Annotated in this window: 23 protein-coding genes and 1 tRNA gene; 14 read left to right on the top strand and 10 right to left on the bottom strand. The window is 50.7% G+C overall.

Annotated features, from left to right (window positions below):
- Nucleotides 1-29 precede the first annotated feature (29 nt).
- The 7 genes from HOM51_03295 (at nucleotide 30) to HOM51_03265 (ending at nucleotide 6110) form a co-directional block, all read left to right on the top strand.
- Nucleotides 30-215: a hypothetical protein gene (locus HOM51_03295; protein ID MBT5033526.1), complete on the top strand. Its 186-nt coding sequence runs from the start codon at nucleotides 30-32 to the stop codon at nucleotides 213-215.
- Nucleotides 216-221: 6 nt separating this feature from the next.
- Complete coding sequence (gene gor / locus HOM51_03290; GenBank protein MBT5033525.1) at nucleotides 222-1595, top strand: glutathione-disulfide reductase; 1374 nt, start codon at nucleotides 222-224, stop codon at nucleotides 1593-1595.
- Between the two features lie 74 nt (nucleotides 1596-1669).
- Nucleotides 1670-2803, top strand: a complete 1134-nt coding sequence (locus HOM51_03285) for a hypothetical protein (protein ID MBT5033524.1) — start codon at nucleotides 1670-1672, stop codon at nucleotides 2801-2803.
- Between the two features lie 113 nt (nucleotides 2804-2916).
- Nucleotides 2917-4299 (top strand): 3-deoxy-7-phosphoheptulonate synthase class II, encoded by a 1383-nt coding sequence (locus HOM51_03280; GenBank protein MBT5033523.1) that lies wholly within the window; start codon nucleotides 2917-2919, stop codon nucleotides 4297-4299.
- Between the two features lie 18 nt (nucleotides 4300-4317).
- A complete protein-coding gene (locus tag HOM51_03275; GenBank protein MBT5033522.1) occupies nucleotides 4318-5472 on the top strand; it encodes a nicotinate phosphoribosyltransferase in 1155 nt (384 codons plus the stop codon).
- A 48-nt stretch (nucleotides 5473-5520) separates the two neighbouring features.
- Entirely contained in the window at nucleotides 5521-5799 is a 279-nt protein-coding gene (locus HOM51_03270) for a hypothetical protein (GenBank protein ID MBT5033521.1), read from the top strand.
- 11 nt (nucleotides 5800-5810) lie between these two features.
- Nucleotides 5811-6110, top strand: a complete 300-nt coding sequence (locus HOM51_03265) for a HigA family addiction module antidote protein (protein ID MBT5033520.1) — start codon at nucleotides 5811-5813, stop codon at nucleotides 6108-6110.
- An 11-nt stretch (nucleotides 6111-6121) separates the two neighbouring features.
- Here HOM51_03265 and HOM51_03260 read toward each other — a convergent pair whose 3' ends face one another.
- Complete coding sequence (locus HOM51_03260) at nucleotides 6122-7144, bottom strand: hypothetical protein (protein ID MBT5033519.1); 1023 nt, start codon at nucleotides 7142-7144, stop codon at nucleotides 6122-6124.
- A 161-nt stretch (nucleotides 7145-7305) separates the two neighbouring features.
- Between HOM51_03260 and HOM51_03255 the strand changes: the two genes are divergently transcribed.
- From HOM51_03255 to HOM51_03245, 3 genes are read left to right on the top strand one after another with little or no spacing between them, the layout of a single operon-like run.
- Nucleotides 7306-8967, top strand: a complete 1662-nt coding sequence (locus tag HOM51_03255) for an NAD+ synthase (GenBank protein MBT5033518.1) — start codon at nucleotides 7306-7308, stop codon at nucleotides 8965-8967.
- 19 nt (nucleotides 8968-8986) lie between these two features.
- Entirely contained in the window at nucleotides 8987-9703 is a 717-nt protein-coding gene (locus tag HOM51_03250; protein MBT5033517.1) for an SIMPL domain-containing protein, read from the top strand.
- Nucleotides 9704-9712: 9 nt separating this feature from the next.
- Complete coding sequence (locus tag HOM51_03245; protein ID MBT5033516.1) at nucleotides 9713-11098, top strand: cysteine--tRNA ligase; 1386 nt, start codon at nucleotides 9713-9715, stop codon at nucleotides 11096-11098.
- A gap of 23 nt (nucleotides 11099-11121) precedes the next feature.
- On the opposite strand, the gene HOM51_03240 is transcribed toward HOM51_03245, so the two are convergent.
- Nucleotides 11122-11616 carry a hypothetical protein gene (locus HOM51_03240; protein MBT5033515.1) on the bottom strand — a complete coding sequence of 165 codons (495 nt, stop codon included), beginning with the start codon at nucleotides 11614-11616 and terminating at the stop codon, nucleotides 11122-11124.
- A gap of 279 nt (nucleotides 11617-11895) precedes the next feature.
- Here HOM51_03240 and HOM51_03235 point away from each other — a divergent pair, with 279 nt between their 5' ends.
- A complete protein-coding gene (locus HOM51_03235; protein MBT5033514.1) occupies nucleotides 11896-13497 on the top strand; it encodes a citramalate synthase in 1602 nt (533 codons plus the stop codon).
- Nucleotides 13497-14288 carry an RNA methyltransferase gene (locus HOM51_03230; protein ID MBT5033513.1) on the top strand — a complete coding sequence of 264 codons (792 nt, stop codon included), beginning with the start codon at nucleotides 13497-13499 and terminating at the stop codon, nucleotides 14286-14288. Before HOM51_03235 ends, HOM51_03230 begins: the two co-directional genes overlap by 1 nt.
- Here HOM51_03230 and HOM51_03225 read toward each other — a convergent pair.
- From HOM51_03225 to HOM51_03210, 4 genes are read right to left on the bottom strand one after another with little or no spacing between them, the layout of a single operon-like run.
- Nucleotides 14285-14842, bottom strand: a complete 558-nt coding sequence (locus HOM51_03225; GenBank protein ID MBT5033512.1) for a demethoxyubiquinone hydroxylase family protein — start codon at nucleotides 14840-14842, stop codon at nucleotides 14285-14287. The genes HOM51_03230 and HOM51_03225 overlap by 4 nt on opposite strands.
- Nucleotides 14839-15345 (bottom strand): disulfide bond formation protein B, encoded by a 507-nt coding sequence (locus HOM51_03220; protein MBT5033511.1) that lies wholly within the window; start codon nucleotides 15343-15345, stop codon nucleotides 14839-14841. Before HOM51_03220 ends, HOM51_03225 begins: the two co-directional genes overlap by 4 nt.
- Nucleotides 15346-15358: 13 nt before the next feature.
- Complete coding sequence (locus tag HOM51_03215; GenBank protein ID MBT5033510.1) at nucleotides 15359-16465, bottom strand: mandelate racemase/muconate lactonizing enzyme family protein; 1107 nt, start codon at nucleotides 16463-16465, stop codon at nucleotides 15359-15361.
- A 13-nt stretch (nucleotides 16466-16478) separates the two neighbouring features.
- Nucleotides 16479-17060, bottom strand: coding sequence for a DedA family protein (locus HOM51_03210; protein MBT5033509.1), 582 nt, complete (start codon nucleotides 17058-17060; stop codon nucleotides 16479-16481).
- A 193-nt stretch (nucleotides 17061-17253) separates the two neighbouring features.
- Here HOM51_03210 and HOM51_03205 point away from each other — a divergent pair.
- Nucleotides 17254-17340, top strand: a tRNA-Leu gene (locus HOM51_03205).
- Nucleotides 17341-17481: 141 nt separating this feature from the next.
- Here the strand turns inward: HOM51_03205 and HOM51_03200 are convergent.
- From HOM51_03200 to HOM51_03190, 3 genes are all read right to left on the bottom strand, one after another.
- On the bottom strand, nucleotides 17482-19839 hold the full coding sequence (locus HOM51_03200; protein ID MBT5033508.1) for a response regulator: 2358 nt from the start codon (nucleotides 19837-19839) through the stop codon (nucleotides 17482-17484).
- The gene (locus HOM51_03195; protein ID MBT5033507.1) at nucleotides 19840-20838 is read right to left on the bottom strand and encodes a tripartite tricarboxylate transporter substrate binding protein; all 999 of its coding nucleotides are present in this window, start codon (nucleotides 20836-20838) and stop codon (nucleotides 19840-19842) included. It abuts the gene before it with no gap.
- Nucleotides 20839-21082: 244 nt separating this feature from the next.
- Nucleotides 21083-22168 carry a glycosyltransferase gene (locus HOM51_03190; protein ID MBT5033506.1) on the bottom strand — a complete coding sequence of 362 codons (1086 nt, stop codon included), beginning with the start codon at nucleotides 22166-22168 and terminating at the stop codon, nucleotides 21083-21085.
- Nucleotides 22169-22279: 111 nt separating this feature from the next.
- Between HOM51_03190 and gmd the strand changes: the two genes are divergently transcribed.
- Nucleotides 22280-23329, top strand: coding sequence for a GDP-mannose 4,6-dehydratase (gene gmd, locus HOM51_03185; GenBank protein ID MBT5033505.1), 1050 nt, complete (start codon nucleotides 22280-22282; stop codon nucleotides 23327-23329).
- Nucleotides 23330-23443: 114 nt separating this feature from the next.
- Here the strand turns inward: gmd and HOM51_03180 are convergent, their stop codons facing one another.
- Nucleotides 23444-25261, bottom strand: coding sequence for a transporter substrate-binding domain-containing protein (locus HOM51_03180; protein MBT5033504.1), 1818 nt, complete (start codon nucleotides 25259-25261; stop codon nucleotides 23444-23446).
- Nucleotides 25262-25396 lie beyond the last annotated feature (135 nt).

The following is a 25396-nucleotide window of genomic DNA, read 5'->3' as shown; positions in this document are numbered from 1 at the left end:
GCGTGATGGAAGTTGAGGGCCAGGACTCAGTGGCCGTTAAACAATTCGATACCGGGTACGTTCCGACCGGAAAATCCCACCGTTTTCTCTGCAATGACGATGGGCCGATGACCATTCTATGGGTCTATATGACCGAACATGTCACCCGTACCTTTACTGAAACCGGTGAAACTGTTGCTCACCTCTCAAAAGATGACCTCGTTCAAAAAAAATAGAAAATTATGACAAAGTTTGATTACGACCTGATCACCCTCGGGGCAGGGTCTGGTGGCGTGCGCGCAACACGGCTGGCTGGTGGGTACGGCGCTAAGGTCGCCGTGGTTGAAAACAGTCGCGTCGGTGGCACCTGCGTCATGCGCGGCTGCGTGCCTAAGAAACTATTAGTTTACGGCGCCCACTTTGCGGAAGACTTTGAGGATGCCAAGGGGTTCGGCTGGAACCCTGGGCCGACGACCTTCGATTGGAGCCGTTTGATCAAGAATAAAGATGCTGAGCTAAATCGCTTGGAAGGCATCTACAATCGAATCCTACGCGACAATAATGTTGATCTTCTGACCGGCCGTGGAAAATTGTTGGATGCCCACACGGTGGATGTTGATGGCAAGTCCTATACCGCCGAAAAAATCTTAATCGCCGTTGGTGGCTGGCCGTCGATGCCGGACATCCCTGGTATCGAACACGTCATATCATCGAACGAAGCCTTGGATTTAGGAGCCCTACCCCGGCGCATTGTTATCGTCGGCGGGGGATATATAGCTGTTGAATTCGCGGGTATTTTCAATGCTTTGGGTGTGGAAGTAACTGAGATTATTCGTGGCGATCAAATCTTGAGAGGATTTGATGACGATATGCGTGAAGCGTTGGCAGCTGAAATGGAAAACAAGGGCATTAAAATCCTGCGTGAAACCGTCGTCCGCTCCATTGAAAAGACAGCGAATGGTTACTCCCTGCGGCTTGCTGGCGGGGCGATTGCAGGCGGTGAGGACTTGGAGACGGATTTGGTCATGTACGCCACCGGTCGAACGCCCAATACTAAGGATATTGGCGTGGAAGACGTGGGCGTTGAACTTAACAAAAAAGGCGCGGTTGTTGTCGATAAATGGAGCAAAACCTCAGTTGATAATATTTTCGCCGTCGGCGACGCTACCGACCGGGTCAATCTAACGCCGGTCGCCATTGCCGAGGGCAGAGCCTTTACCGAGACCAATTTTAATAACAATCCCATGACCATGGATTATGAAAACATCGCCAGTGCCGTGTTCAGTCAACCAGCCATTGGCAGTGTTGGGCTGACCGAAGGGCAAGCCCGGGAAAAGGGCGAAATTGACGTCTATATTTCCCGTTTTAAGGCCATGAAACACACCCTCAGCGGTCGTGACGAACGGACCGTTATGAAGCTGATCGTGGAGCGAAAGAGTGACCGCGTGGTTGGTTGCCATATGTTGGGCAACGAAGGGCCTGAAATCATGCAAGCGCTGGCCATCGCATTGAAGTGTGGTGCAACCAAAGCGCAATTTGATGCGACCATTGGTATTCATCCAACGGCAGCGGAAGAATTCGTGACAATGCGCGAAAAGCGGCCTGAGCACGAATAACCTTGCGGCAGGTCTATTAACTAAATTTTATTCAAAATCCCTTAGTTTTAAGGACTTAGAGGGGGCTTGAGTTAATGGCGGGCGATATTCGTACCATCACGTTTTTGTTCGCCAGTTTGCTGGTGCTGGTCAACTGCGATCTTTTTGAAGACGACCCGTGGGAGAAGATGTCAGATCCCACGAGCCAATCTACACCGGTTACGCCACCGAAATTAAAACCAATTACCAATACGCAATCTCCAAAGCTGCCAAGCGATCCTGCAATTATTATCAGTTCTGCCTACAGCCCTTTTGTTCGCGAAGGCTGCTTCAGGTGGAATGGCTCTACTCTAAGTAATGTTCTCTGGTTGGATGACACGCGGGCAATGGCGCGGGGTCGATTTTCGGAAATCAAAGGTGCATTGGCAACGGCCAGTCCACTTTGCTCCTATATCTGGTCGGCAGATTCAGAAAATAATAGAGTAAAACCGGCTCTGGTTACGGTACGTGATGCCTCAACCTTTCAATTTCTTTATACGAAAGGGGGCGGACGATACGAATATTTGCGGCGGGCCAAGCATGACGTTGTGCTTTTATTACGACAGAAGATTTCGGTGACATCCCCCACCTCCATGGATGAGATAGTTGTCGAGGATGGCCATCTGGATATTTATGCCAGCCCCAATAACTATAGTGATGCTGCGGCGTGGCTGGTCCGCGAGGATAAAGAAATTCATAAGGCCCTGCCGATCAATATTCCATTGAAAAGCTGGGAAAGCGGTGGCGAGAAGAAATGGAATGAACCGCCGTTAACCGCGCGTTATTCCGCCTACAAAAAAGCTTACTTGCTCACGCCGAACGATATAGAACGGTGGCTTGAGAAAGGCTGTGTGCCGGCGTGGTGGCTTTGGTTGAGCGGCGAAACGGAAGAAATTTGTATTCCTCCTTGGCTCAAAGACAAGACGACCGGACGGAATGTTTTACCATTAATTAAAGCCATTACGCGTGTGGGGGTGGTGGTCCAATTAGGGGGATCGGTAGCCCATGGCGCGGGGCTTTATTTTATCAAAAACCTGCGCCCGGAAATCATTCTCGTCGGTGAGGTATTTGATGGTCCTGTTGTGTCGCCCGATGGCTGCAAAGTGGTCTTTAACTATAAAAGGGATGCAACATCTGAGCAGGGAGCCTTGGTCAGTATCGATGTTTGCCGTAAGTTTTTAGGCGGCTAAAGAATGACATGTGTCGTTTGCGTACGGTTTCTCTGGAAAAACTCCTGGAAAACTAGGAGATTCAGGCGTATACGCTGTCGCCACGATTTTAGAACTAATAAATGAGGTTCAATATGTCCGCACGATGGACACCTGAGAGTTGGCAGAGCAAACCGATCTTACAAGTTCCGACCTATCCCGATGCGGATAAGGCGGCAGAAGTGGAAACACGCCTGGGGGCTTTTCCACCGTTGGTCTTCGCAGGCGAAGCACGGAGCTTAAAAAAAGCCCTGGGTGACGTAGCGGAAGGCAACGCGTTCTTATTGCAAGGCGGTGACTGCGCCGAAAGCTTTGCGGAATTCCACCCTGACAACATACGCGATACATTCCGTGTACTGTTGCAGATGGCAGTGGTTCTGACGTTCGGTGCCGCTTGCCCCGTGGTTAAAGTCGGTCGTATGGCAGGTCAATTTGCCAAGCCACGCTCAGCAGACACCGAAACAATTGATGGCGTGGAATTGCCCAGCTACCGCGGTGACAGCGTTAACGGCATGGAATTCACTGAAGAAGCACGGGTCCCTGATCCAGAGCGCCTGGTGCACGCCTATAACCAATCGGCTTCGACGTTGAACCTGCTTCGGGCGTTTGCTCAAGGCGGCTACGCGGACCTTCAAAAGGTGCATCAGTGGAACCTGGGCTTTGTTGCTGACAGTGCCTTGGGTGAGCGCTATCAAGGCTTGGCAGACCGGTTGGACGAAACCCTGGCCTTTATGGCTGCTTGTGGCGTGACGTCTGCGACGACCCCGCAAATCCGCGAAACAGATTTTTATACCGCTCACGAGGCATTACTGCTGAATTACGAACAGGCGATGACTCGTGTCGATAGCACGTCTGGTGATTGGTACGATACATCGGCGCACATGCTGTGGATTGGTGACCGCACCCGCCAGCCCGACGGGGCGCACGTCGAATTCATGCGCGGTATTGCTAATCCTATCGCTATTAAGGCAGGACCGACGACCGAAGAAAGCGAATTTCTAAAACTGATCGATATCCTGAACCCGGACAATGAAGCTGGCCGCATGACGGTGATTGCACGGATGGGGGCCGGTAAGGTCGAAGAACTTCTGCCATCCTTGGTACGCGCCGTTGAACGCGAAGGCAAAAAGATTGTTTGGGTCTGCGACCCCATGCACGCCAACACGGTCAAAAGCTCCAACGGGTATAAGACCCGTCCGGTGGATTTGGTCATGGAAGAAGTGCGCGGCTTCTTTAATGTTCACAAAGCCGAAGGCACCCACGCGGGTGGTGTTCATTTTGAAATGACTGGCCAGGACGTGACCGAGTGCACGGGGGGCGCACAGGCAATTACAGAAGCCAATCTGAGCGCTCGCTACCACACCCATTGTGATCCTCGTTTGAATGCCAAGCAGGCGCTTGAGTTGGCGTTCTTATTGGCTGAAATCCTCAAACAGGATCGCACAGTTGAGCCAGGACGGGTTGCTGCTGGGTCCTAACCGATTGGAAATGGTGCGATGTCGGATCAGGAACCCCAGAGGCCAAGAAACGCTGAGGACCTGAGCGAACAAGACATCGCGCTCAGGACCGATAACTATTTCCTAAAGACCAAGCAAACCATCAAGCGGTTTGGCGACAAGCGCGTGACCTATGCCGTCTTCATGCGCCGCCCTGTCGTCTTCACACCACGTTTGATGGTGGAATGGCTGGAGAGGGCGGCTGCCTCGCGCGGCGTCGAGTTCAAGATCACACAGAATTTTGCCGAAGGCGACTGGGTCGGTGCCGGTGAACCGCTGCTGTATATCACCGGGTCATTCTACCACTTGGTCGATCTGGAAACGATCTACCTGCAAAAACTAGGGGCCGCCTGTGTCGCGGCCTATAACGCTTATACAATGTGTAATGATCTGCCTGGGTCAGACTTTCTCGCTATGGACGCACGCCATTGCGCCGGCGAAGAAATGGCGGAATTGATGGCCTACGCTGCGTCTGTTGGATCAAAGGCTGCTGCCAAGCACACCGGTGCCAAAGGATTTATCGGCAATGCGAATGCGCTCACAGCGCATTATTTTGGGCAAGACTCTGGCCTTGGCACCATGCCCCATGCCTTGATCGGCTATGCGGGGTCTACCTTGCGCGCAGCTGAAATGTTCATTGAAACCTTTCCGGGTCAAGCTTTGACTATTCTGGTCGATTATTTTGGTAAAGAAACGAGTGATACATTGGAAGTTTGCCACCGCTTTTCTGATATGGCGGCGGATGGAAAAATCAGCGTGCGGTTGGATACCCATGGCGGCCGTTTTTGTGAAGGCCTGGACCCTCAAGCATCCTATGCGGTTCTGGAACGTCATGTGCCTAATGCCATTCGCCGGTATCGAAGCGACGCGGAACTGCATCATCTGACGGGTACCGGCGTTTCTGCGGCAGCAATTTATCACCTGCGAGAAATCTTGGACGAAAATGGCTTTTCAGAAGTAAAAATCGTCGCGTCCAGCAGCTTCAATGTAGAAAAATGCAAAGTCATGGCCGATGTCGATGCCCCCATCGATACCGTCGGCACCGGGTCCTATTTGCCAGAAAACTGGAAAGAAACCTACGCCACTGCCGATATCGTCGATTACGACGGCGTCGCGTCGGTTAAGGTCGGTCGAGAGTTTTTGTTGAAGAAGTAAACCGCAATCGTTTCTTGACGTAGTACGTAATTCGTACTAACCTTAAGTATGATCAAGAGTTTCAAGGACAAATTGACGGGGAAGGTATTTTACCGTGAATTTGTAAAGAAGTTTGCGGCCATTGAAACTGCTGCCCGTAAAAAACTTCTAATGATTGATGCTGCAGAAGAAATCACTGATCTTCTCACGCCACCATCTAATCATTTAGAAATGTTGAAGGGTGATCGAAAGGGCCAGCGCAGTATCCGAATTAATGATCAATACCGTGTGTGTTTCATTTGGAAAAACGATGGTGCGTACGATGTTGAGATCGTTGACTATCATTAGGGATTAGAACTATGACCTCGCGACATAAAAGATCGCCAATCCATCCTGGCGATATTCTCAAGACAGAGTTTATGGAGCCATTGGAACTGAGCGCAAATAAGCTCGCTTCATTTATGAAGGTTCCTCCGAACCGCATTTCCACCGTGGTGAAGGGGGCACGTTCCATTACGGGCGATACGGCTCTCAGGCTTTCAAGAGTTTTTGGGACAACGCCCGGGTTCTGGATGAATTTACAATCTCGCTACGATTTGGATATTGCAGAAGACGCTAAGGGTGCGGAAATTTCAAAAATTGGGCACATCGCAGCTTAGAAGTATTCCTTCTAATTGTCGAACTGTTCCAACACATTAATCAACACTCCACAGGTACCTGCACCATGGCGGAGGGTGATTTTGATTTCGCCCATTTCGCTTGCCAGTGCCGTCCGAAGTTTCGCGAAGAGTGCGCCCACCAATTCACTAAAGGTCTCTGGGGTTAAGCGCCAGTCTTTGGCGGCAGGGCTAAATGAGGGGTCCAGGGGCGGCAGGTTCTCGTTGATCAGATTAACGAACCATTCCGAACGTCTGTCCAATTCCTCGAAATGAAGCGCCATTGCAACCTGGGCTTCGAGGCAAAGGTCTTGGGCATCGGCTTCTTTAAAAACATCTTCCCACGTAAAATCATCTTCGCGGCCTTCGCTGACGCGTTTGATGATGGAACGGGTCCGTTCTTGGTATTCCTCAATTAAATCAGGAGTCATCATCAAATTCATGGCCTTGAAGAAGCCCGGCAAAATTCGACGTGATACTTTATGAAATGATCGGGGCGCTTCTTCGTCACTGACGAACAGGTCGTCAATTTCAGCCACGAACAAACGATCAAAGGGGTTCTCTCGGGTCAAGCTGAAATGAGATTGTTCACGGGCCCTGGCAAAATCATCCAACGCATTTTCCAGAGTGATTTGAAGGGCGTCGGTTTTCTTCTCAAATTCGCCTTCAAGGTCGTGGATATCTTGGACGTTCAAAACGCCCCCGTTTCGTTGAGTCTCTGCCGTGATGCGGTCGACAAACGATGCGGTGATGGATTCGGCCAATGCTCGAGCCTGAGACGCCAATCTTCCACCCTTGGACTGGCCAATCGCCTCAGGGAGTGGCACCGGAGAGGTTGCTGCCGATGATGGTGCGGCCACGGCAGGTTGAGCAGCTTGTTGCTGCGGCGCGGTTCTGTTTATAGCCGCAATGGCGCGATAGACCGTCTCGCTCAGCGGGATCGGCTGAGACGCGCCTGAGTCTGGCACATTTGAGTCAGAGGTATCTGCCTCATCGTCAGGGCCAAAGTTGGGGCCAGGAGGGAATGTTTCATTCATATGTGTAGAACAACCTTTTGTCCAAGCTTCGTCAACTTAACTTTCCCATTAACATTCCTAGATTTCAGTTCTCCCTGCCCGTTGACAGGTAAAGAGCCGCCGCCTAGTCTTCCGCCGTTTCAAGCTTGTTTCTCCCGCATTTCAGCCAACAGCGTGATTTTATGACAGAAAGCCTAAACATTGCCTTAGCGCAGATCAACCCGAGGGTTGGTGATGTCGATGGAAACATTGACCTTATCCGGAAAGCCCGGGCCAAGGCTGCTGCGGACGGCTGTGATCTTATTGTAACAGGCGAACTCGTGGTGTCCGGCTATCCGCCAGAGGATCTGGTGCTAAAGCCAGCGTTTCAAGATCATGTTGAAGCGACCGTTAAGGCGTTAGCCAAGGAAACCAACGACGGGGGGCCAGCTCTCCTGATCGGCGCGCCGTGGCGGCAAAACGGCGACCTTTATAATGCCGCACTATTGTTGGATGAAGGCCGGGTGAGTAGCTTGATGCTGAAACATGTTCTTCCCAACTATGGCGTATTTGATGAAATGCGGGTGTTTACAGCGGGGCCTGCGCCGGGGCCGCTGATGTTTCGGGATGTCGCCCTTGGCGTGATGATTTGTGAAGATATGTGGACCCCGGATGTCACCGAATGCCTGGACGAAACGGGTGCAGATATTCTAGTTGTCCTGAATGGGTCACCCTTTGAGGTCGAAAAGACCGACACGCGCTTGAACCTGGCGACGGCGCGCACCTTGGAATCCGCGCTGCCGCTAATTTACGTCAATCTTATTGGCGGGCAGGATGAACTGGTGTTTGACGGCGACTCCTTCGTCCTAAGCGCGGAAGGTGAAGTGCGGGCGCAGTTGGGGCAATGGGAAAGCCAAACGGTGGTGACCGAATGGCACAAAGGCCCGACAGGAAAATGGACCTGCGAGAAAGGTCCTATCGCGGATCGGCCGGGTCAAATGGAAGCGATCTACCGAACTTTGGTGCAGGGGCTGCGTGATTATGTCCAGAAAAGCCATTTCCCAGGGGTATTGATCGGCATGTCGGGCGGCATTGATAGTGCGCTGAGTGCTGCGGTCGCTGTTGATGCCTTGGGGCCAGATGCCGTTCATTGTGTGATGATGCCGTCGCCTTATACGTCAAATGACAGCCTGGAAGATGCCGCCGCCGCATGTGGCATGTTGGGAGCGCGACTGGACAGCATTGGGATCGGACCCGCAATGAAAGCGTTTGAGGAAATGCTGTCGGGAACATTCGAGGGTACTGAAACCGATACGACAGAAGAAAACATCCAAGCTCGGTCGCGGGGCATTACACTCATGGCGATCAGCAATAAACTTGGCTACATGGTACTGTCGACCGGCAATAAATCTGAAATGTCGGTTGGGTATGCAACGCTTTATGGCGATATGTGTGGCGGGTATTCGGTGTTGAAAGATGTTTATAAGACCACGGTATTTGAATTATCTCGATGGCGTAACGAAAACAAACCAGGTGGTGTGTTAGGGCCTGACGGGCCGGTCATGCCGATGCGGATTATTACCAAACCGCCGTCCGCAGAATTAAAGCCGGATCAGACGGACCAAGACACTTTGCCGGATTATGCTGAACTTGATGATATTCTGCACTGCCTGATTGAGCAGGAAATGTCGCGCCACGATATTGCAGCGAGGGGCCACGATATGGCAATCGTGCAGAAAATTTGGCGAATGCTCGACCGCGCCGAATACAAACGCCGCCAAGCACCGCCGGGGGTTAAGATCAGTGATCGAGCCTTCGGTCGCGATCGACGCTATCCGATCACCAACGCTTTTACGGGCCAGTAAGACGAAAAAGGAGAACATGATGATGGGTCTCAGAATTTTATGCATCGTATTCGCATTCTTTTTCTTTGCCACCCCCTCTCACGCGGGTCATCAGGACAGCACGGTCACGGTTGCAGGTGTGGGAGAGGTCCGTGTTAAACCCGATACCGCCTCCATCTCCGTCGGCAGTATCGCAACCGCTTCTGCCGCTGTAGAGGCGATGGCCAGAGCCTCAAGGGCGATGGAAAAAATTATTGATGCAGCCGGCAAGGCTGGGGTCGCAGATAAGGACCTGCGAACCCAGACCGTGTCCGTCTCACCAACCTACAAACGAACAAATAATAATCGCGGCCAAAGACCTGAAATTTCGGGCTACCGTGCCCAGCAAAGACTGCGCGTAACAGTTCGAAAAATCGCCATGGCCGGGGAAATTATGGATACCTTGGTCAAAGCCGGCGCAAATGAGGTGGGCGGCATCAGCTTCTCAGTCACCGAGCGAGCAGCCTTGGTTGATGAGGCCCGCAAGAAAGCAGTCGCAGCAGCCCGCCACGCTGCAGACATTTTGGCGACGGAGGCGGGTTTGAGACTTGGAGCTGCGCTTAAGATCGAGGAAGTATCGTCGTCACCAGTCCAGTTCCGCCAAGAACGAATGATGAGCGCGCAATCCAGCCGCGTGCCTGTCTCGCCCGGCGAAATTGCTGTTTCGGTCCGTGTGCGTGTGGTTTTTTACCTTGTGAACGCTGACCGGACGAAATAACCAAAGCCCATGACGATACATCTCTACAACACTCTATCGCGCACCAAGGAGGCGTTTGAGCCTCTAAAGCCAGACACTGTGGGCATGTATGTCTGCGGGCCGACGGTTTATGACTACGCCCATATTGGCAACGCCCGACCCGTGGTCGTATTCGATGTTTTGGCGCGGTTGCTAAGGACGCGGTATGCCAACGTGACGTACGTGCGAAACATCACCGACGTCGATGATAAAATCAATCAGGCGTCCTTGGACACTGGCGAGCCGATCCGATCCATTACCGAACGTACAGCCCAAGCGTTTCACGAAGACATGGTGGCCTTGGGTGATCTTGGGCCGGACATTGAGCCTCGCGCGACCGAGCATATAGACGAAATGCTCCAGCTGATCGAGAAACTAATCGCCGCAGAGCACGCTTATGTATCGGACGGGCATGTGTTGTTTCAGGTTTCCTCGATGGCGGAATACGGCAAGTTATCAGGTCGTGACCCGGAAGAACTGCTCGCCGGTGCGCGGGTGGAGGTTGCCGATTATAAGAGAGACCCCGGTGATTTTGTGTTGTGGAAACCGTCCGAGCCGGAACTGCCTGGCTGGGACTCGCCCTGGGGGCGCGGTCGACCAGGGTGGCATTTAGAATGCTCAGCCATGAGCCAAAAATACCTGGGCGTGACCTTCGATATTCATGGCGGCGGCCAGGATTTAATTTTCCCCCATCACGAAAACGAAATTGCACAGAGCGTTTGCGGCCATGGCGGCTCGCCGTTTGTACGCTATTGGATGCACAATGGGTACCTGCAGGTCGAAGGCGAGAAAATGTCCAAATCCTTGGGCAATTTTTACACCGTCAGAGATCTGACTGCGGAATTCCCAGGCGAGGCAATTCGTTTCGCATTGTTGTCCACGCACTACCGCCAGCCTATGGATTTTACCAAAGATGGCATTAAGCAAGCCAAAGAAACCTTGGACCGATTTTACGGCGCCCTTCGCAATGTAAGTTCATTACGAAATCAAAACAATTATCCGATACCAGATAAAATTATGGCCGCACTCTCTGATGATTTGAACACACCGCTGGCGATCTCGCACTTGCATGAATTGGTCGGGGCCTTGAACAAGGCAGAGGCTGAAGACGAAATAGCGGAACTTAGCGGATCACTCTTGGCGGGGGCGGAGGTCTTGGGCCTCCTCGCTGCAGACCCAGAAGATTGGTTCAAAGGGCAGACTTCAGATGCAGAGGGGGGGCTGGATGCCGCTGCAATTGAAGCCTTGATAGAAGAACGCACAGCGGCGCGGGCCGCTAAGGATTTTGCCGCATCAGACCGAATCCGCGACGAATTAGCAGACCAGGGGATTGTACTTGAGGACGGTGCTGACGGTACGACGTGGAAACGCGTGTAAGCGGGGAAGCGCGGATAAAACCTTTAACGATTTAACAGATCGTCAATTTCGTCCTGATCCATGGTGACCAGGGAGCCGTTAATGCTGGCACCAGCCCGATCCATCAGAGTTTGAATTGTCCGAGTTGAATCAGAAACCATCAGCCGAAGATGGTCAGCATCACCTGTTCCCATCACTTCTTCAGCGCGTTCGATGGTAACTGCAATTAATTTATCGATGGTTGAAACCGTTTTTTCAAAGGGCTGCTTGTAGCGGGCAGGGGAGTGCTCGTAGGCATCTATTGCCAATTCCTTGTCCGAAAATGTGCTGTCCCGAAAATGATCAGGATAGGATTTGGGAGCCCATGCCTTGGCTTCATCCAAAAGCTCAGGCATATCCGGAACCATTTCCAGAGTCATGACGATCTCATTGAAATGATTGAGATAATCAGTCGCCAGCAAGGTCTGATCGTTGATGTTGGCGTCTTTGACTTTTTCCTGAAACTCAAGAAATTCGGCGCTATTTTCAGTATCTGTCATGTTTAAATTGGCGGTTTCGTTCATCGTCGATTGAACGGGGTTCTCGTCCACCTTCTCACTCGTTTGTTCGGTCGCCATGAGACCTAATCTCGTGCTAATTATTTTATCATGCAAGCATTTATAAAATATGAGACCATACATATCAGTTTTTTAGAGCAATGCTAAGCGCCAAATAAAGGTTTTACTAAATTTTTGGCTGCTATGGTAATCCCTTGAGCGACCGTTACAAATTAGGCATTCTCCCGCCTTTCGAGGAACTGAACATAAGGAAACGCCTTCGTGAGCGATAATCGGGTTTATTTGTTCGACAGTACGTTGCGTGACGGGGCCCAAACGACGGGCATCGACCTGAGCACGGCGGACAAGGTCGCCATCGCGCAAGAACTCGATCGCTTGGGAATTGATTATATTGAGGGCGGTTGGCCGGGCGCCAACCCAACCGACAATGCGTTCTTTGAAGCCCCGCCTAAGCTAGCAACTTCCAAGCTGGTGGCCTTCGGCATGACCCGCCGCGCCGGACGTAGCAAGGAAAATGACCCGGGCCTGAAGGCCATGTTGGGGGCAGGAACCCGAACCGTCTGCATGGTTGGGAAGACCTGGGACTTCCATGTGAAGGCGGCGCTTGGAATTGAGAACGCCGAGAACGTCTCCATGATTGCGGACAGCGTGGTCGAATCCCTGAACGAGAAAGATGAAGTTATGTTCGATGCAGAGCATTTCTTTGACGGTTATAAGGACAATCCGGAGTTCGCGCTTGAATGCCTTATGGCGGCGCATGATGCTGGGGCGCGATGGATCGTTCTATGCGACACCAACGGTGGCACCCTGCCTCATGAAATCACGGAAATCGTCACGGAGGTTATTAAGCATATTCCCGGCGAACGGCTTGGCATTCATTGCCATGATGATACCGGCAACGCCATCGCCAACAGCTTGGCCGCGGTCAAGGCAGGTGTGCGCCAAATTCAGGGAACCCTGAATGGATTAGGCGAACGCTGCGGCAATGCGAACCTGATTGCTCTCATACCGTCCTTGGTCTTGAAGATGGGATATGAAACGGGCGTGAGCGAGGAGGGTCTATCGCAACTGACACATGTTAGTCATTTGGTGGATGAACGTCTGAACCGGATTCCGGACCGTAGCGCGCCGTATGTCGGTGAATCAGCCTTTGCGCACAAAGCGGGCTTGCATGTCTCGGCGGTGGAGAAAGACCCACGTTGTTACGAACATATTAGCCCGGAATTAATTGGCAACCGCCGCCACATCGTCATTTCGGATCAGTCAGGCCGGTCAAATTTATTGGCTCGGTTTCGTGAAATTGGGCTGGATATTGATCCCAAAGATCCCAAGGTCATGCGTATTCTTGAAACCGTGAAGGCGCAGGAATTTGAAGGTTATTCTTACGATGGTGCTGAAGCCAGCTTCGAGCTTCTGGCCCGTCGGGTTATGGGTGAGGTCCCGGAATATTTTCGTCTCGCCAGTTTTCGGGTGATTGATGAGCGGCGCTGGAACGCCAAGGGTGACCTTGTCACCCTGTCCGAGGCTACGGTTAAACTGTCGGCTGATCGTCAAACAATTATGGCGGTGGCAGAAGGCAATGGACCCGTTAATGCGCTTGATGCAGCTATTCGCAAGGTGTTGATCAACTACTACCCACAGCTGGAATCACTCCGTCTCGTTGATTACAAGGTACGCATTCTGACGTCAGGTGACGGCACGGGCGCTGTGACCCGGGTGATGATCGAATCAGCCGATGGGGTTGGCGAAAATTGGTCCACGGTCGGTGTTTCTGCCAATATTATTGACGCGTCTTACAATGCGCTTCGGGACAGTATTGTTTATAAGCTGTTTCGCGATGGTGCTAAGGCTGTCGCCGCCTAATGGCGGGCACTGATCGTAGCCGGCGCCCGGCAAAAGCGAGTGCTAGCGGGGATGCTGCTGTTCCCGTCTTTATCCTCATAGAACCACAACTCGGCGAAAACATCGGCATGTCGGCTCGTGCCATGCTGAACTGCGGCCTCACCCGATTACGATTGGTGCGCCCGCGCCAAGGCTGGCCCAACGAACATGCGGTCGCCCCTTCATCCGGCGCGGATGTTGTTCTGGACGGCGTTGAAGTTTTTGAGACAACCGAAGAGGCTATCGCTGACCTGGAGCTTGTCTACGCTACGACGGCGCGCACCCGGGACATGGTGAAACCCTGTGTAACCCCCTTTGAGGCTGCTGAGGAAATGGCGCCGTTTATAGCCGAAGGCGGGAACTGCGGCGTTCTATTCGGTCGCGAGTCCCGAGGGCTGACTAATGACGACACAACCCTAGCCGACAAAATTCTTTCGGTGCCGCTTAATCCTGCATTTCCATCTTTAAATTTGGCCCAGGCGGTGTTCGTGATCGGTTACGAATGGTTTCAGAGAACCACCGACATAAATCTTTCCGGCGTTCATATACCGAAAGATACGCGCCCCGCTAACAAACAAGAACTCACCAACATGTTCGAACATTTAGAAGATGAATTGGAAGCGGGTGGTTTCTTTCATGTGACCGAGAAAAAACCGATCATGGTGCGCAGTATCCGAAACGTTTTTCAGCGCGCGACTATGACGGAACAGGAGGTGCGAACGTTTCGGGGGGTTATTAAGAGCTTGGCGAACATTCACCGAAAAAAAGGCTAAATACGTTCTGAGAGCCAAATTGCCAGCCGCGAGCCTTTTTTAATCACGGCGGTAAGGGCTTCATACCCAGGCGCTTCTTCAGCGCCATGTTCAAGCCCGGTGTCCCGGTGTTCAACCTCTTCTTGGCGGAACTTTTCGAAGGTGTCGCGAAGTTGGGTTTCGTCTTTCTCAGACTCTAATTTTTCAACTTGTCCGGCATAGTGTTCGTCAATAACTTCCTCGACCGCAACGGTGCAGGCCATGGCAGCCTTTTCACCCAACAACGCCGTTCCCGCCCCCAGCGCAAAACCTGCCAGATGCCAGAGCGGCATAAGTGCAGTGGGTCGGACCCGACGTTCGGCGACGAGTTTATTAAATTCGTCGAGATGGACTTCTTCTTGTTCGACCATTTTTCGGATGGTTGGCGCTGATGCGCTTTCCCCCAGCACCGCTAACTGACCTTCATAAATACGGACCGCGCCATACTCGCCCGCATGATCAACCCGGATCATACGCTCGATCAATTCTTCCTTGGTCGGGTCGCCAGGCAGGCGGCCTTTGTATGTCTCGCTCATGAGGGTGTTCCCATCTTTCGCAGTCCAATAAACGTTAGAATACCAAGACCTAGTGAAAACACCACATTGTAGCTTGCCATGGAGATTCCGAACAGAGTCCAATCCACATCGTCACAAGCTTTTGGTTGAAACTGTTGCAGGGATTGCAGCAACTGTTCTGAGGTGATGGCCCCGGTGATCGGCTGGCCGCCACAACTGGCGGCAGACTGCCACCAGTGCTGTTCGACGCCAACATGATAGAAGGCGATCCCGCCGCCGATCAGAAACGCCAAGCCGCATACGCGTAAGATCCAAACCCGCGCGGGGCTTTCAGCAGACATGAAAAGGGCTATGAGACCAAGGACGACATTGGCGGCAAACGGTACCCGCTGATAGAGGCAAAGAATACACGGCTCCAACCCGAAGCCGTATTGGGCCGTATAGGCAAGCAACAAAGAGCCGACAGAAACGGCGACGATTGCCGCCGATAAATCCCGCGGCGAATTGATCTGTAGGCGTGCCACGTTTGAGCAACCCTTATCGAATGACCGTATAGCGTGCCAACTTTTCTTCATTCGGCACAATCCCCAGTCCTGGCCTTTCGGGCGGTGCGATATGACCGTCGATGACTTGGATGGGGGTATCGGTAATATCGTCCGCCAAGTAAGGCGTCGACATCATAACGTCCCAGTCCACCTGGGGCACAACAACCCCCAGATGCGAAATCGCGGTACTGGCGATGCTGGTATCGGCCATCTTGCCGGATAGGTTCACCCGCATGTCCAAGCCAACCATCAGTTTGGCCGTCTTCATGACTTCGGAAGGTCCTCCGAGCTTGATCGGTTTCAAGCTGCCACCGTGGGCAGCGCCGTTTTCGTGGTGACGTTTAACATCGGCCTGGGAATGAAAGCCTTCGTCTGCACCAATGAGAATTGATGTCGCATCGGCACAGGCTTTCATGCCCTCAAGGTCTCGGCCATGAACGGGTTGTTCAAAGAAGTCCAAACCGAATTCACCGGCTGCTGCCGCGAACTGAACCGCGTCGTCGCGGTTGTAGCCTTGGTTGGCATCAGCAGAAACCCGCATCGGTGTGGGTAAGGCCGTGCGAATATCCTGCGTTCGTTCGATATCGCGTTTCAGGCCCTTGACCCCGACCTTGACCTTGAACGCGATGTAGCCTTCGTCGGCAAACTTTAGAGCGGCCTCCCTTTCGTTGCTGCCTTCATCGGCGGAAAGAAGTTTCAGAACTGGCATGCGGTCGCGGAGTTTCTCCCCAAATAATGCATACATCGGTTTGCCGACCTTTTGCCCGGCAATATCCAAAAGAGCGACCTCGACCGCGGACTTCGCCCCCTCGTTGCCGTACATTAGGTCTCTTATGATATCTGGGATGGCGGTGACGTCTTCGATCTCCTGGCCAACTAATGGCACGCCCATGAACTTAGCTGCTGCGACGCTGCCTTCCGGTGTTTCGCCGGTCATGGTTGGGCCGGAGGCTGATTCACCCCAGCCAACAATGCCATCAGTGTCTTCTATTCGGACAATAAGATTATTCGCCGTCGGGATCACGATCCCCGACATGACGACCGGGCTGGTCAGTGGAACCGAAATCGCAAACGCTTCTAACTTGGCAATTTTGAACATAAGATTTTCTCCCTTAGTGAAGAAACTTAAGCGCCACGAACCCGCCAAGCAACAACACAAAGAAAGCAATTGTCAGCTTGCCAAGGTGCGCTTCGATAAAAATACGGATGGGTTGGCCGAAGTACCACAACAATCCAGCTACCAAAAAGAACCGCGCCCCGCGTGATAATACGGAAGCAATGGTAAAGACCACAGGGTCCAATTGGGTCACACCGCTGGCAATGGTGATGACCTTGTAGGGGAATGGCGTTAGCCCGGCACCACCAACGATCCAGGCCCCCCATTCGTTGTAATAGCCCTGAAACTGAGCAAATTTATCGCCATAGCCATAGAAATCTAGCAAGGGTTGGCCGATTGTTTCGTACAAAAAGTACCCAATACCATAGCCGGCCATGCCGCCAGCAACCGAAAAAATCGTACAAATTGCTGCGATCTTCCACGCCTTTTCACGTGCTGCTAAGACCATGGGGATGATCAAGACATCAGGTGGAATGGGAAATACTGAACTTTCAATGAAAGCGACCGCAGCCAGCACCCAAAGAGCATGGCGGTGGCCGGACAGTTCAATGGTCCGTTCGTACAAACGTTGAAGCACGAAGTAATCCCCCCAAAATATGAGCTAAGGCAATATTCAATTTCGGAGCGGAGATGTATCAGCCTCCTTCGTTCAGAGCAATCATGTATAAAACAAAAAAACCCGATTGAGCCTCGGGGGCGGATGGTGTATCAGTCTACGCCGTCGCCGAGATTTACATCTCATGTATTTGATTTAGGCGATCCAAAAATGTGCCCCTGTGGCGGAACTGGTAGACGCGCGGGATTCAAAATCCCGTTCTCGCAAGGGAGTGGGAGTTCGATTCTCCCCGGGGGCACCATTTTTGACTGGCTATAGTCTCGGTTGTTGCAGGTCCGCTTTGAGGTTCAGAGCGGACTTTATTCTTGGGGCGTTGTTTAGGCTACTTTTGGCCGGAAGAGGACAATTTAGTGACACAGGGTTCGTACCGAAGGGGTTGATACTAGGAATTTAAAAGTTTCTCTATGGCGGGCGTTACCCGCGCATACTCTTTATCCATCTCTACAAGTAAATTGGGCAAATCACTCATCTTATCGTTCGCCGCACGGTGTTCGACCGTCCGCGCAAATTCCGATAGTTCAATTGCGCCCAATGTCGCACTGTTTGATTTAATCCGATGGGCCAAGCGCTCGACCTTTTCTGTGTCTCCCTCTCCAATAGCAGACGTCATTTCTTCGTGTAACTGAGGGATTGTGACAAACATATTCTTCAGAGTATCTACATAGGGTTCGGACAACACAGCCCTTGTATTTTGAATGACCTCGACGGCGCTTGCCGAAAGGATTCCTGAGGCATCCTTTGGCTTCGCGGCAGGTGAGTTGGAAAGTGCGCTTAATTCCTCAGCCGAGAGTTCTATCGAGGTGGGCGCGTCACCAAAGGCGGCGGCGATGCCGTTCATTACGTCGTCCACCTTAAACGGTTTGATAATGTATCGTAGGAACCCGACGTCTTCGGCCTTTTCGAGATCGCGGTTCATGGCGTTGGCACTGACCGCAATCACGGGAATATGCGATGTCGCCTCACTATGTTTTAACTTCCGTGTTGCGTCGATCCCACTCATACCCGGTAGGTTTAAATCCATTAAGATTAGATCAGGAGGATTTTTGTTTATTGCCGCCAATCCTTCCTCTGCCGTTTCCGATGTCTCTAACGTTAGATTCGGCGCTTTTTTTATAATCAGATTCATGAGATTTACGTTGGCCGGATTGTCCTCAATATAAAAAATTGATTTAGGGGCCTTAAGCGATACGGTCGCGGTTGCAACCACTTCATGTGCGGAGACACGCGCCCTGTTTTTATCAACCTCAACGACATCATCGCCGGCATAGGGGAGGTCCACCCAGAAAGTACTGCCTTCGCCAACAGTACTCGTGACACCAATTTCACCGCTCATAAATTCAACGAGTTCTTTTGTAATGGTGAGGCCAATTCCGGCCCCTTCGATTTCGCCACTCACATTGCTCAAGCGTTCAAATGGAGAAAATAATTTTTCGAAGTCTTTCTCGGCAATTCCTTGACCGGTATCGGTTACTATAAAGCGAAGTGTGTTATTTTCAGTCATCGCGCAATCCAAGATGACCGATCCTCCTGGCTTGTTGTACTTCACTGCATTGGAAATTAGGTTCAGAAGAACTTGCTTACACCGTGTGACATCCGCCATGACTGCCGTCGTGTCAGTGCCGGAAATCCTATTTTCAATCGAAACGCCAAATCGGGTGCCCAAGGATTCTGCAGCCAATATACATGGCGCAACGATGGTGTTGATCGCGACGGGCTCAATCGACATGGAAAGCTGGCCCGATTCAATCTTCGCAAGTTCTAGAACTTCGTTTATGAGGTTCAAAAGATGGTCGCCCCCATCAAGAATATGTCCCATCGCCAAGCGTTGGTCCTTGTTTAACGGATTTGCGGGATCATCCAGCATCTGCCCAAACCCAAGGATTGCGTTTAAGGGGGTGCGCAGTTCATGGCTCATTGAGGAGAGGAAGTCAGACTTCGCGGCGTTGGCCTCCTCAGCTACATTCTTTGCGTCACGCAATTGGCCGGTGTGATTGACCACGGCGTCCACCATGGTGTTGAGCCCTTGTTGGATTTGACCAATTTCATCATTCTGTTCCACTGAGATGTGTGTTTCATAGTTTCCCGAAGTGGTATCTCGAAGGTAAGAGAGGGTGTTATCAATCCGACGATTTGTACCCCGAAGCATTAACTGAAATGAAATGTAAACGACCAAGATCAATGCAGCAGTAACACCTAGAGAAACCCACAAGAAATATTTTGCTTCTCCAAACAACTCGCTCTCGTCAATCGAGAGAATGATAAGCCAATCCCATTCTTTGGCATGCGTAAAACTAACCAGCAGGGGGACCCCTTTTTGGTTGTAACGCAATGTACCCGAATTATTTGTCCGCATCGATTTTAGGAAGGTCGACCGAAAGGGGCTTTCGATTGTTTGTATCGGACGAAAGAGCACCTTTCCCTTTCCATCGATCACCGTAAAGTGGCCAGTGTTGCGTATACGGTACTGACGTAGGTAATCAATGATGGCTGTTTGCTTCTCTTGGAGTACGAAACTTTTTACACTCTTAAGGCCGATCCCCTCCAATAGCTGGGTATCCTGCGTTTCAGCAATTGCCTTATCTATATCGGCCTTAACGTTTTTTAAAATTCCCTGAAACAGTGTCGCCTCTGTTCTCAAAATTAGCTCTTTGGTTGCCAGGCCCCCCAGACCAAGCATAAGAGCGCCGATAATGATCAGCGTAAAAACAACTGTTAGATTTATTTTTTGACGCAGTAACACCTATTTCCTCAATTTCAGCCGTCTCGCCAAGGCATGGAGGACTTTGTATTGCGCGTTCACAAATATGCGGGTTCCCTCTGGCGACTGAATTGAAGCTATGGAGCCAGTTGCTTTGACGAGGTTTTTCCAAGTGCGATTATTCTTAACCTGCTGCATAACCCCCGACCACTTTTGCATCAAGTCCTTAGACATCCCCGGGGGGGCAAAGATAGCGCTCCAGCCAACCACGCTCTCTAGGTCCGCCAGTCCCGCCTCCCGAGCTGTCATGGTGTTGGGCAAAAATGAATGCCGGGAAGGGGTGTTGATCAGGAGCGGGCGAACCGAACCCTGTCGAACGAGGTTCATCGCACTGGAGAGATTGCCGATGGAAAAGTCTACCTTGCCGTCTGCCACGGCCTTTATCCCGGCACCCCCACCTGAAAACAGGGCTGCCTTGGCGTCTGTTGCGGGATTGGCGACGCCGCCTTTGTCCATTAGCAACAGTGCTGAGAGATGTTGCAGATTGTACCGGCCAGGAATTGCATACTTTAAGGTGCCGGGTTTACTTTTAATAGCCGCAAGCAATTGCTTTACATGGGTATAGGGGGAATTCGAAGAAACGGTTAGCACTGTCGGATTGATTTCCAATAGGCCCAACATGGTGAAATCATCATATGCGTAAGGTAAATTAGTACGAACGGCAGCGGACCCCGTTATGGAACCAATTCTGGCCAATGCTAGAATATACCCATCGGGTGATGCTTTATGGACCGTACTCATACCCTTGATCCCCGCATTGCCAATAACCGTACCAACAGAAATCGGTTGTCCAAGGTATTCTGGGGCGATGGCCGCAAAAAGTCGCGCAGCGATATCCGCAGCCCCGCCCTTGCCGTAGGTGACGGTCAATTTCACAGGGTGACTAGGATATGTCTCTGCCGCCAATGATGGGGTGGCAACGCCAAGAAGCATAAAATTTATAATTAACAAAAATGGTAAAGTTGATAATGATCGTTTCATAAAACCACCTCACGCTATAATTCATTATTTTTGGTTAGGACGTTTAAGTTTAACCTAGCGTAAACAGGCACCCAACCAATAAGAATCTGTAATCCGGCGACCACTCTCTAAGTACGTTATTTGGGTATAAGAATTTCATTTTCCAAGTCAATTTTCATCTCTTGAGACTCACCTTAGAGAGATTTGGTCGTGCAGGCTATTTTAAGAACGACCGCGACATGCCGTGTAGCAATCTTAAAACACATCAACGCCTATTTAGGCATTGCAGCAACTGTGTAAAACACGCTTTTGGTGAAAAGTGATTGCTTGCAACCCGATAGGCCTCATCTCCCAAACGAATGCGCTCATCAATTGACCCGTGCAGTCTGCGAAGATGTTTCTGAAAATCTTCAGCGTTCTCAGCCATCAGATAATATTCCTCTTTTTCTTCAGGTAATCCCATAACGGAATGTCGAGTTGAAATCAGCGGCAATCCGTTTCCAAGAGCCTCGATCGTTTTGATCTTAAAACCCGCACCTTGCTGTACTGGGTTCACAACAATGTCGATCTCGTCATAAATGGTGTCGTCGCTTTCGACGAAACCCCGAATATTGACAGTTTGATCTGTTGGCGGGTCAATACTAACCCCAACGTCTCCATAGATATTGAGTTGCATGCCCAAGTCCTGAACCGATGGCCAGACATCTTGAATAAAATCGTTCATCGACGAAATATTAGGCCCGTAGCGACTACCAATAAAACCGACAATACGGGGCTGGTCACGAATATTGCGCTTGGGAAAGTCGACGGGATGCGGTGCCAGGACTAATCTGTTTGAATCAAAGTTCTCTGAAACTTTTGATAGGTCGTCATCTTTAATCAGAATTATCAAATCAAATTTTTCAAGTATTTTGAGTTCATCTTTGAGCGAAACATGAGGTTTTTCAGTCCCGTCAATGGATTTTAAGCTTTGCGACCGCTCACTGATCAAATCGATTGTATCGACGGCAGTCAGGACGTTTGCGGGTACTGCCGGTAACAACTTATACAGGGGCGCATGAATAAAAATTGCGGCCTCTATTTTTCGCTCTAATAGCGTTCGCGACAGAGATCGCAGGAGTTCTTTGTCGCTTGCCATAATTGCGTGAACAGCTGGGTATTCTTCCATGTATGTCTTAAATAATTTAGTCTCTTTCCAATCGTCCAACTTCCAGGCGGTCGGGCGCTCGACGATGATGACCAAAACTTCGGCAAATTGACTTAGAAATTTAACCATGGCCCGAACACGAGCTCGGTCGCCCGCACCGGGATGCCAAAGAGGAAGATGAGTGATGACGGCGATGCGCTCCATATTTATAATAGAAGCTAGATTTTGAAATAGTTCAATACGATCTCGAGTAATTTTAAATTGGACTGGGAGTGAAAATTTTGAATTATTCTAGAATAATTCTGGGAATAAATAATGGGATATGACGGCACGACCCGCCGCGCATTGGTCACCGGCATTAGTGGTCAAGATGGTGCTTATCTTAGCAAAACTCTTTTAGAAAACGGATATGAAGTGTTTGGCGGACATCGTCGCTCGGCAACACAAAATTTGTGGCGGTTAGATGAACTCGGCATTGCGGACAAAATCAATATTGTAGACCTGGAGCTAACCGAATATAGCAACATTCTTAATACGGTTCGCGATATTGCACCCAGCGAAGTTTACAATTTTTCATCACAAAGCGATGTTGCCGTTAGCTTCAAACAACCCATTTTTACGGGTGATGTTGGGGCGTTGGGGGTTGCCCGTATTTTGGACGTCATACGCGCCACAGATCCTTCTATTCGATTTTATCAAGCGTCCAGTTCAGAAATGTTTGGCATAGCGCGAGAGAAACCACAGTCCGAAGAGACACCTTTCCACCCTCGGAGTCCCTATGGTGTCGCCAAGGTTTATGGGCATTTGGCGACGATCAATTATCGCGAATCCTATGACATGTTCGCCGCCGCAGGCATTGCGTTTAATCATGAATCTCCTTTGCGAGGCGTCGATTTTGTCACGCGCAAAATTACCAGTGGACTGGCGATGATCCTCAAGGGTCAGGCTAAATCAATCACGTTAGGAAATTTAGATTCTATGCGGGATTGGGGCCACGCTGCGGACTATACACACGGCATGTGGCTGATACTTCAACAAGATACGGCGGACGATTATGTGCTAGCCACGGGAAAATCCCATAGTGTCCGCGAATTTGTTGACCTTGCCGCTCAAGCTGCGGGACTCAATTTGGAATGGTCGGGTGAGGGGCTAAATGAATGCGCCATTGATCGTAAATCTGGAGATACAGTGATTAAAATAGACAAAAAATATCACCGCCCTGCAGAAGTAAATTCTTTGACCGGTGACGCATCAAAGGCAAAACAAAAACTCAAGTGGCGATGCAATTATAGTTTTGAACAATTGGTCTCGGAAATGGTGAAATCCGATATAGACTTTCTAGAACGGCACGGCAGATTTTTCTGACCCTTACTTAAAATCTACGGATAGCGGAAACAAAACTTAGGAATGTCTGCTTGTGAGGTGTAATGCGGAAGTCATTTAGGAGTGGTGATTAAGTCCTAAAATGGCTCGAAGCAGTCACTCAGAAACGGGTAGGGTAAAGAAAAATGTGCTGCCGACGTCAACTTCAGAATCAAAATCGATTTTGCCGTTATGTTTCTCAATAATCGACTTGGAGATATTTAATCCCAATCCTGTACCACCTTTCTCTCGGCTGTCCGAGGAATCTACCTGGGTAAATCTTCCGAAAATTTGCTCTCTATATTGTTCGGGTATTCCTGATCCATGATCAGAGACAGTTACCCTCGCAATCTGGCCTTGACGACTCACTGAAATTCCAACATCTCTGCCTTTAGGGGAGAACTTTGCAGCGTTGGACAGCAGGTTTGCAATCACCTGAACAAGACGGTTGGCGTCGCCCTCTACGGTTATTTTAGGGCCAAGGTCTGCAAGGACAAATGCCACCCCATACTCGTCTGCATATCCCTTGTTGGTCTCAACAGCATCCGCCACTAGTTCTGTGAGGTTAAGTTTTTGAAAATTAAACTCCAGGCTACCAGATTCAATTTTCTCCATATCTAAGATATCGTTGACCAGATTGATGAGCCGGTCGGTATTTCGATAGGCAATTTCTATCATGCCTGTTGCCTTTTGGGGCATTGCTCCAAGCTTACCATCCGATATAAGTCCCAATGAGCCTTTGATCGATGTCAGAGGGGTGCGAAGTTCATGGCTAACTGTCGAGACGAATTCGTTCTTCATTGATTCCAGCTTCTTACGTTCCGTAATGTCGCTGCGCGTTCCCGACATGCGCAAGGGTTTTCCCTCTTCAGTCCATTCGACGACTTTTCCCCGGTCAACCACCCAAAGCCAATCACCGTTCTTGTGATAAATACGAGATTCTCGTTCATACCGCTCATGTTCACGGGAAAAGACTTTTCTGAGTGATTTATCAAACTGCTCGATCTCGTCCGACTCAGCCAAGTTCATCCACGTATCTATTTTAACCGGTGCGAGTTCATCAGGTGTGTATCCGGCAATTTCTGCCCAACGTTCATTAATGCTCATTTCGCCGGTCTGAACATCCCATTCCCACGTACCAACGCTGGTTGCCCAGATGATTTCTTTCAAGTGGAGTTCGCTATTTTTTAGATCTTCTTCCCGCTTCAGAAGCATCTCTTCAACGGCAAACCGGCGTTTAATCTCTGCTTTAAGCCATCGGTTCCATAGGAGGATGATTGAAATAATCAGTAATCCGACGCCAATAATGGCAAGGATAATTCGGTAATCGACCTCTTGCTGAAACTTTAGCTTGATCCAGCGGTTAAAAATCTCTTCGCGTTCTTCCGGAGATATCGAATCCAGAGCCTTCTGTAAGATGGGAACAAGCTCCGGCCAATCCTTGCGAACCGCCATGCTCAGTTCAAAGCGATAGGGGGTTTGCCCGGAAATTTGGAGGTTCGAAATTCCCGATTTACGTATGACCTGACTGGCCACCGCCAAATTGCCGATGAACGCATAACTCTGCCCATTTGAAACAGCCTCAAGTCCCTTTTGGACATTTTTGACTAAATTGAGTTTTAGCTCAGGGTGATTCTTAACTAGAAGGTCATGAGAGGCGTAGCTCTTTACGACGGCAACGGAGTGCTTCCGCAGCGCATTCATGCCGGCGATGAAAGGTTCGTTCTCCAAGGTAACGATGACCATTGGGAAGGAAATATAGGGCTTGGTAAAATTTACAAATTCATCACGTTGAGGCGTTTTGACGACCAAGGAAAATGCGTCTAGCTCACGGTTCTTGACGGCCTCTACCATTTTGGGCCAAGGCCGTTCCTTATCGACCTTTAGGATTATTTTTAGGCGTTTTTCGACCAACCGGATGTAGTCCGCAGCCATTCCTCGGTACTTTTTTGTGTCATCCCCATCGGCGCTCTCCCCAGAGCCGCTCGAGACCCCGGGAAGGCGCTAACACCCCCCCCCGTCCGCTGGGCCTGCCCGGCCCGATCTCACCGCCGACCCTCTCCTCCGCCT

This window comes from Rhodospirillaceae bacterium (assembly GCA_018660465.1).
Taxonomy (GTDB): domain Bacteria; phylum Pseudomonadota; class Alphaproteobacteria; order Rhodospirillales; family JABJKH01; genus JABJKH01.
Note: the sequence above shows the minus strand (reverse complement) of the source record. Positions and strands in the feature narration are given on the sequence as shown.

Coding starts and splice junctions, on each gene's coding strand:
- gor (MBT5033525.1), top strand. CDS start 222: ATGACAAAGTTTGATTACGACCTGATCACCCTCGGGGCAGGGTCTGGT.
- HOM51_03230 (MBT5033513.1), top strand. CDS start 13,497: ATGGCGGGCACTGATCGTAGCCGGCGCCCGGCAAAAGCGAGTGCTAGC.
- HOM51_03265 (MBT5033520.1), top strand. CDS start 5,811: ATGACCTCGCGACATAAAAGATCGCCAATCCATCCTGGCGATATTCTC.
- HOM51_03245 (MBT5033516.1), top strand. CDS start 9,713: ATGACGATACATCTCTACAACACTCTATCGCGCACCAAGGAGGCGTTT.
- HOM51_03285 (MBT5033524.1), top strand. CDS start 1,670: ATGGCGGGCGATATTCGTACCATCACGTTTTTGTTCGCCAGTTTGCTG.
- HOM51_03250 (MBT5033517.1), top strand. CDS start 8,987: ATGATGGGTCTCAGAATTTTATGCATCGTATTCGCATTCTTTTTCTTT.
- HOM51_03215 (MBT5033510.1), bottom strand. CDS start 16,465: ATGTTCAAAATTGCCAAGTTAGAAGCGTTTGCGATTTCGGTTCCACTG.
- HOM51_03275 (MBT5033522.1), top strand. CDS start 4,318: ATGTCGGATCAGGAACCCCAGAGGCCAAGAAACGCTGAGGACCTGAGC.
- HOM51_03270 (MBT5033521.1), top strand. CDS start 5,521: ATGATCAAGAGTTTCAAGGACAAATTGACGGGGAAGGTATTTTACCGT.
- HOM51_03280 (MBT5033523.1), top strand. CDS start 2,917: ATGTCCGCACGATGGACACCTGAGAGTTGGCAGAGCAAACCGATCTTA.
- HOM51_03190 (MBT5033506.1), bottom strand. CDS start 22,168: ATGGAGCGCATCGCCGTCATCACTCATCTTCCTCTTTGGCATCCCGGT.
- HOM51_03195 (MBT5033507.1), bottom strand. CDS start 20,838: ATGAAACGATCATTATCAACTTTACCATTTTTGTTAATTATAAATTTT.
- HOM51_03255 (MBT5033518.1), top strand. CDS start 7,306: ATGACAGAAAGCCTAAACATTGCCTTAGCGCAGATCAACCCGAGGGTT.
- HOM51_03260 (MBT5033519.1), bottom strand. CDS start 7,144: ATGAATGAAACATTCCCTCCTGGCCCCAACTTTGGCCCTGACGATGAG.
- HOM51_03225 (MBT5033512.1), bottom strand. CDS start 14,842: ATGAGCGAGACATACAAAGGCCGCCTGCCTGGCGACCCGACCAAGGAA.
- gmd (MBT5033505.1), top strand. CDS start 22,280: ATGGGATATGACGGCACGACCCGCCGCGCATTGGTCACCGGCATTAGT.
- HOM51_03240 (MBT5033515.1), bottom strand. CDS start 11,616: ATGACAGATACTGAAAATAGCGCCGAATTTCTTGAGTTTCAGGAAAAA.
- HOM51_03180 (MBT5033504.1), bottom strand. CDS start 25,261: ATGGCTGCGGACTACATCCGGTTGGTCGAAAAACGCCTAAAAATAATC.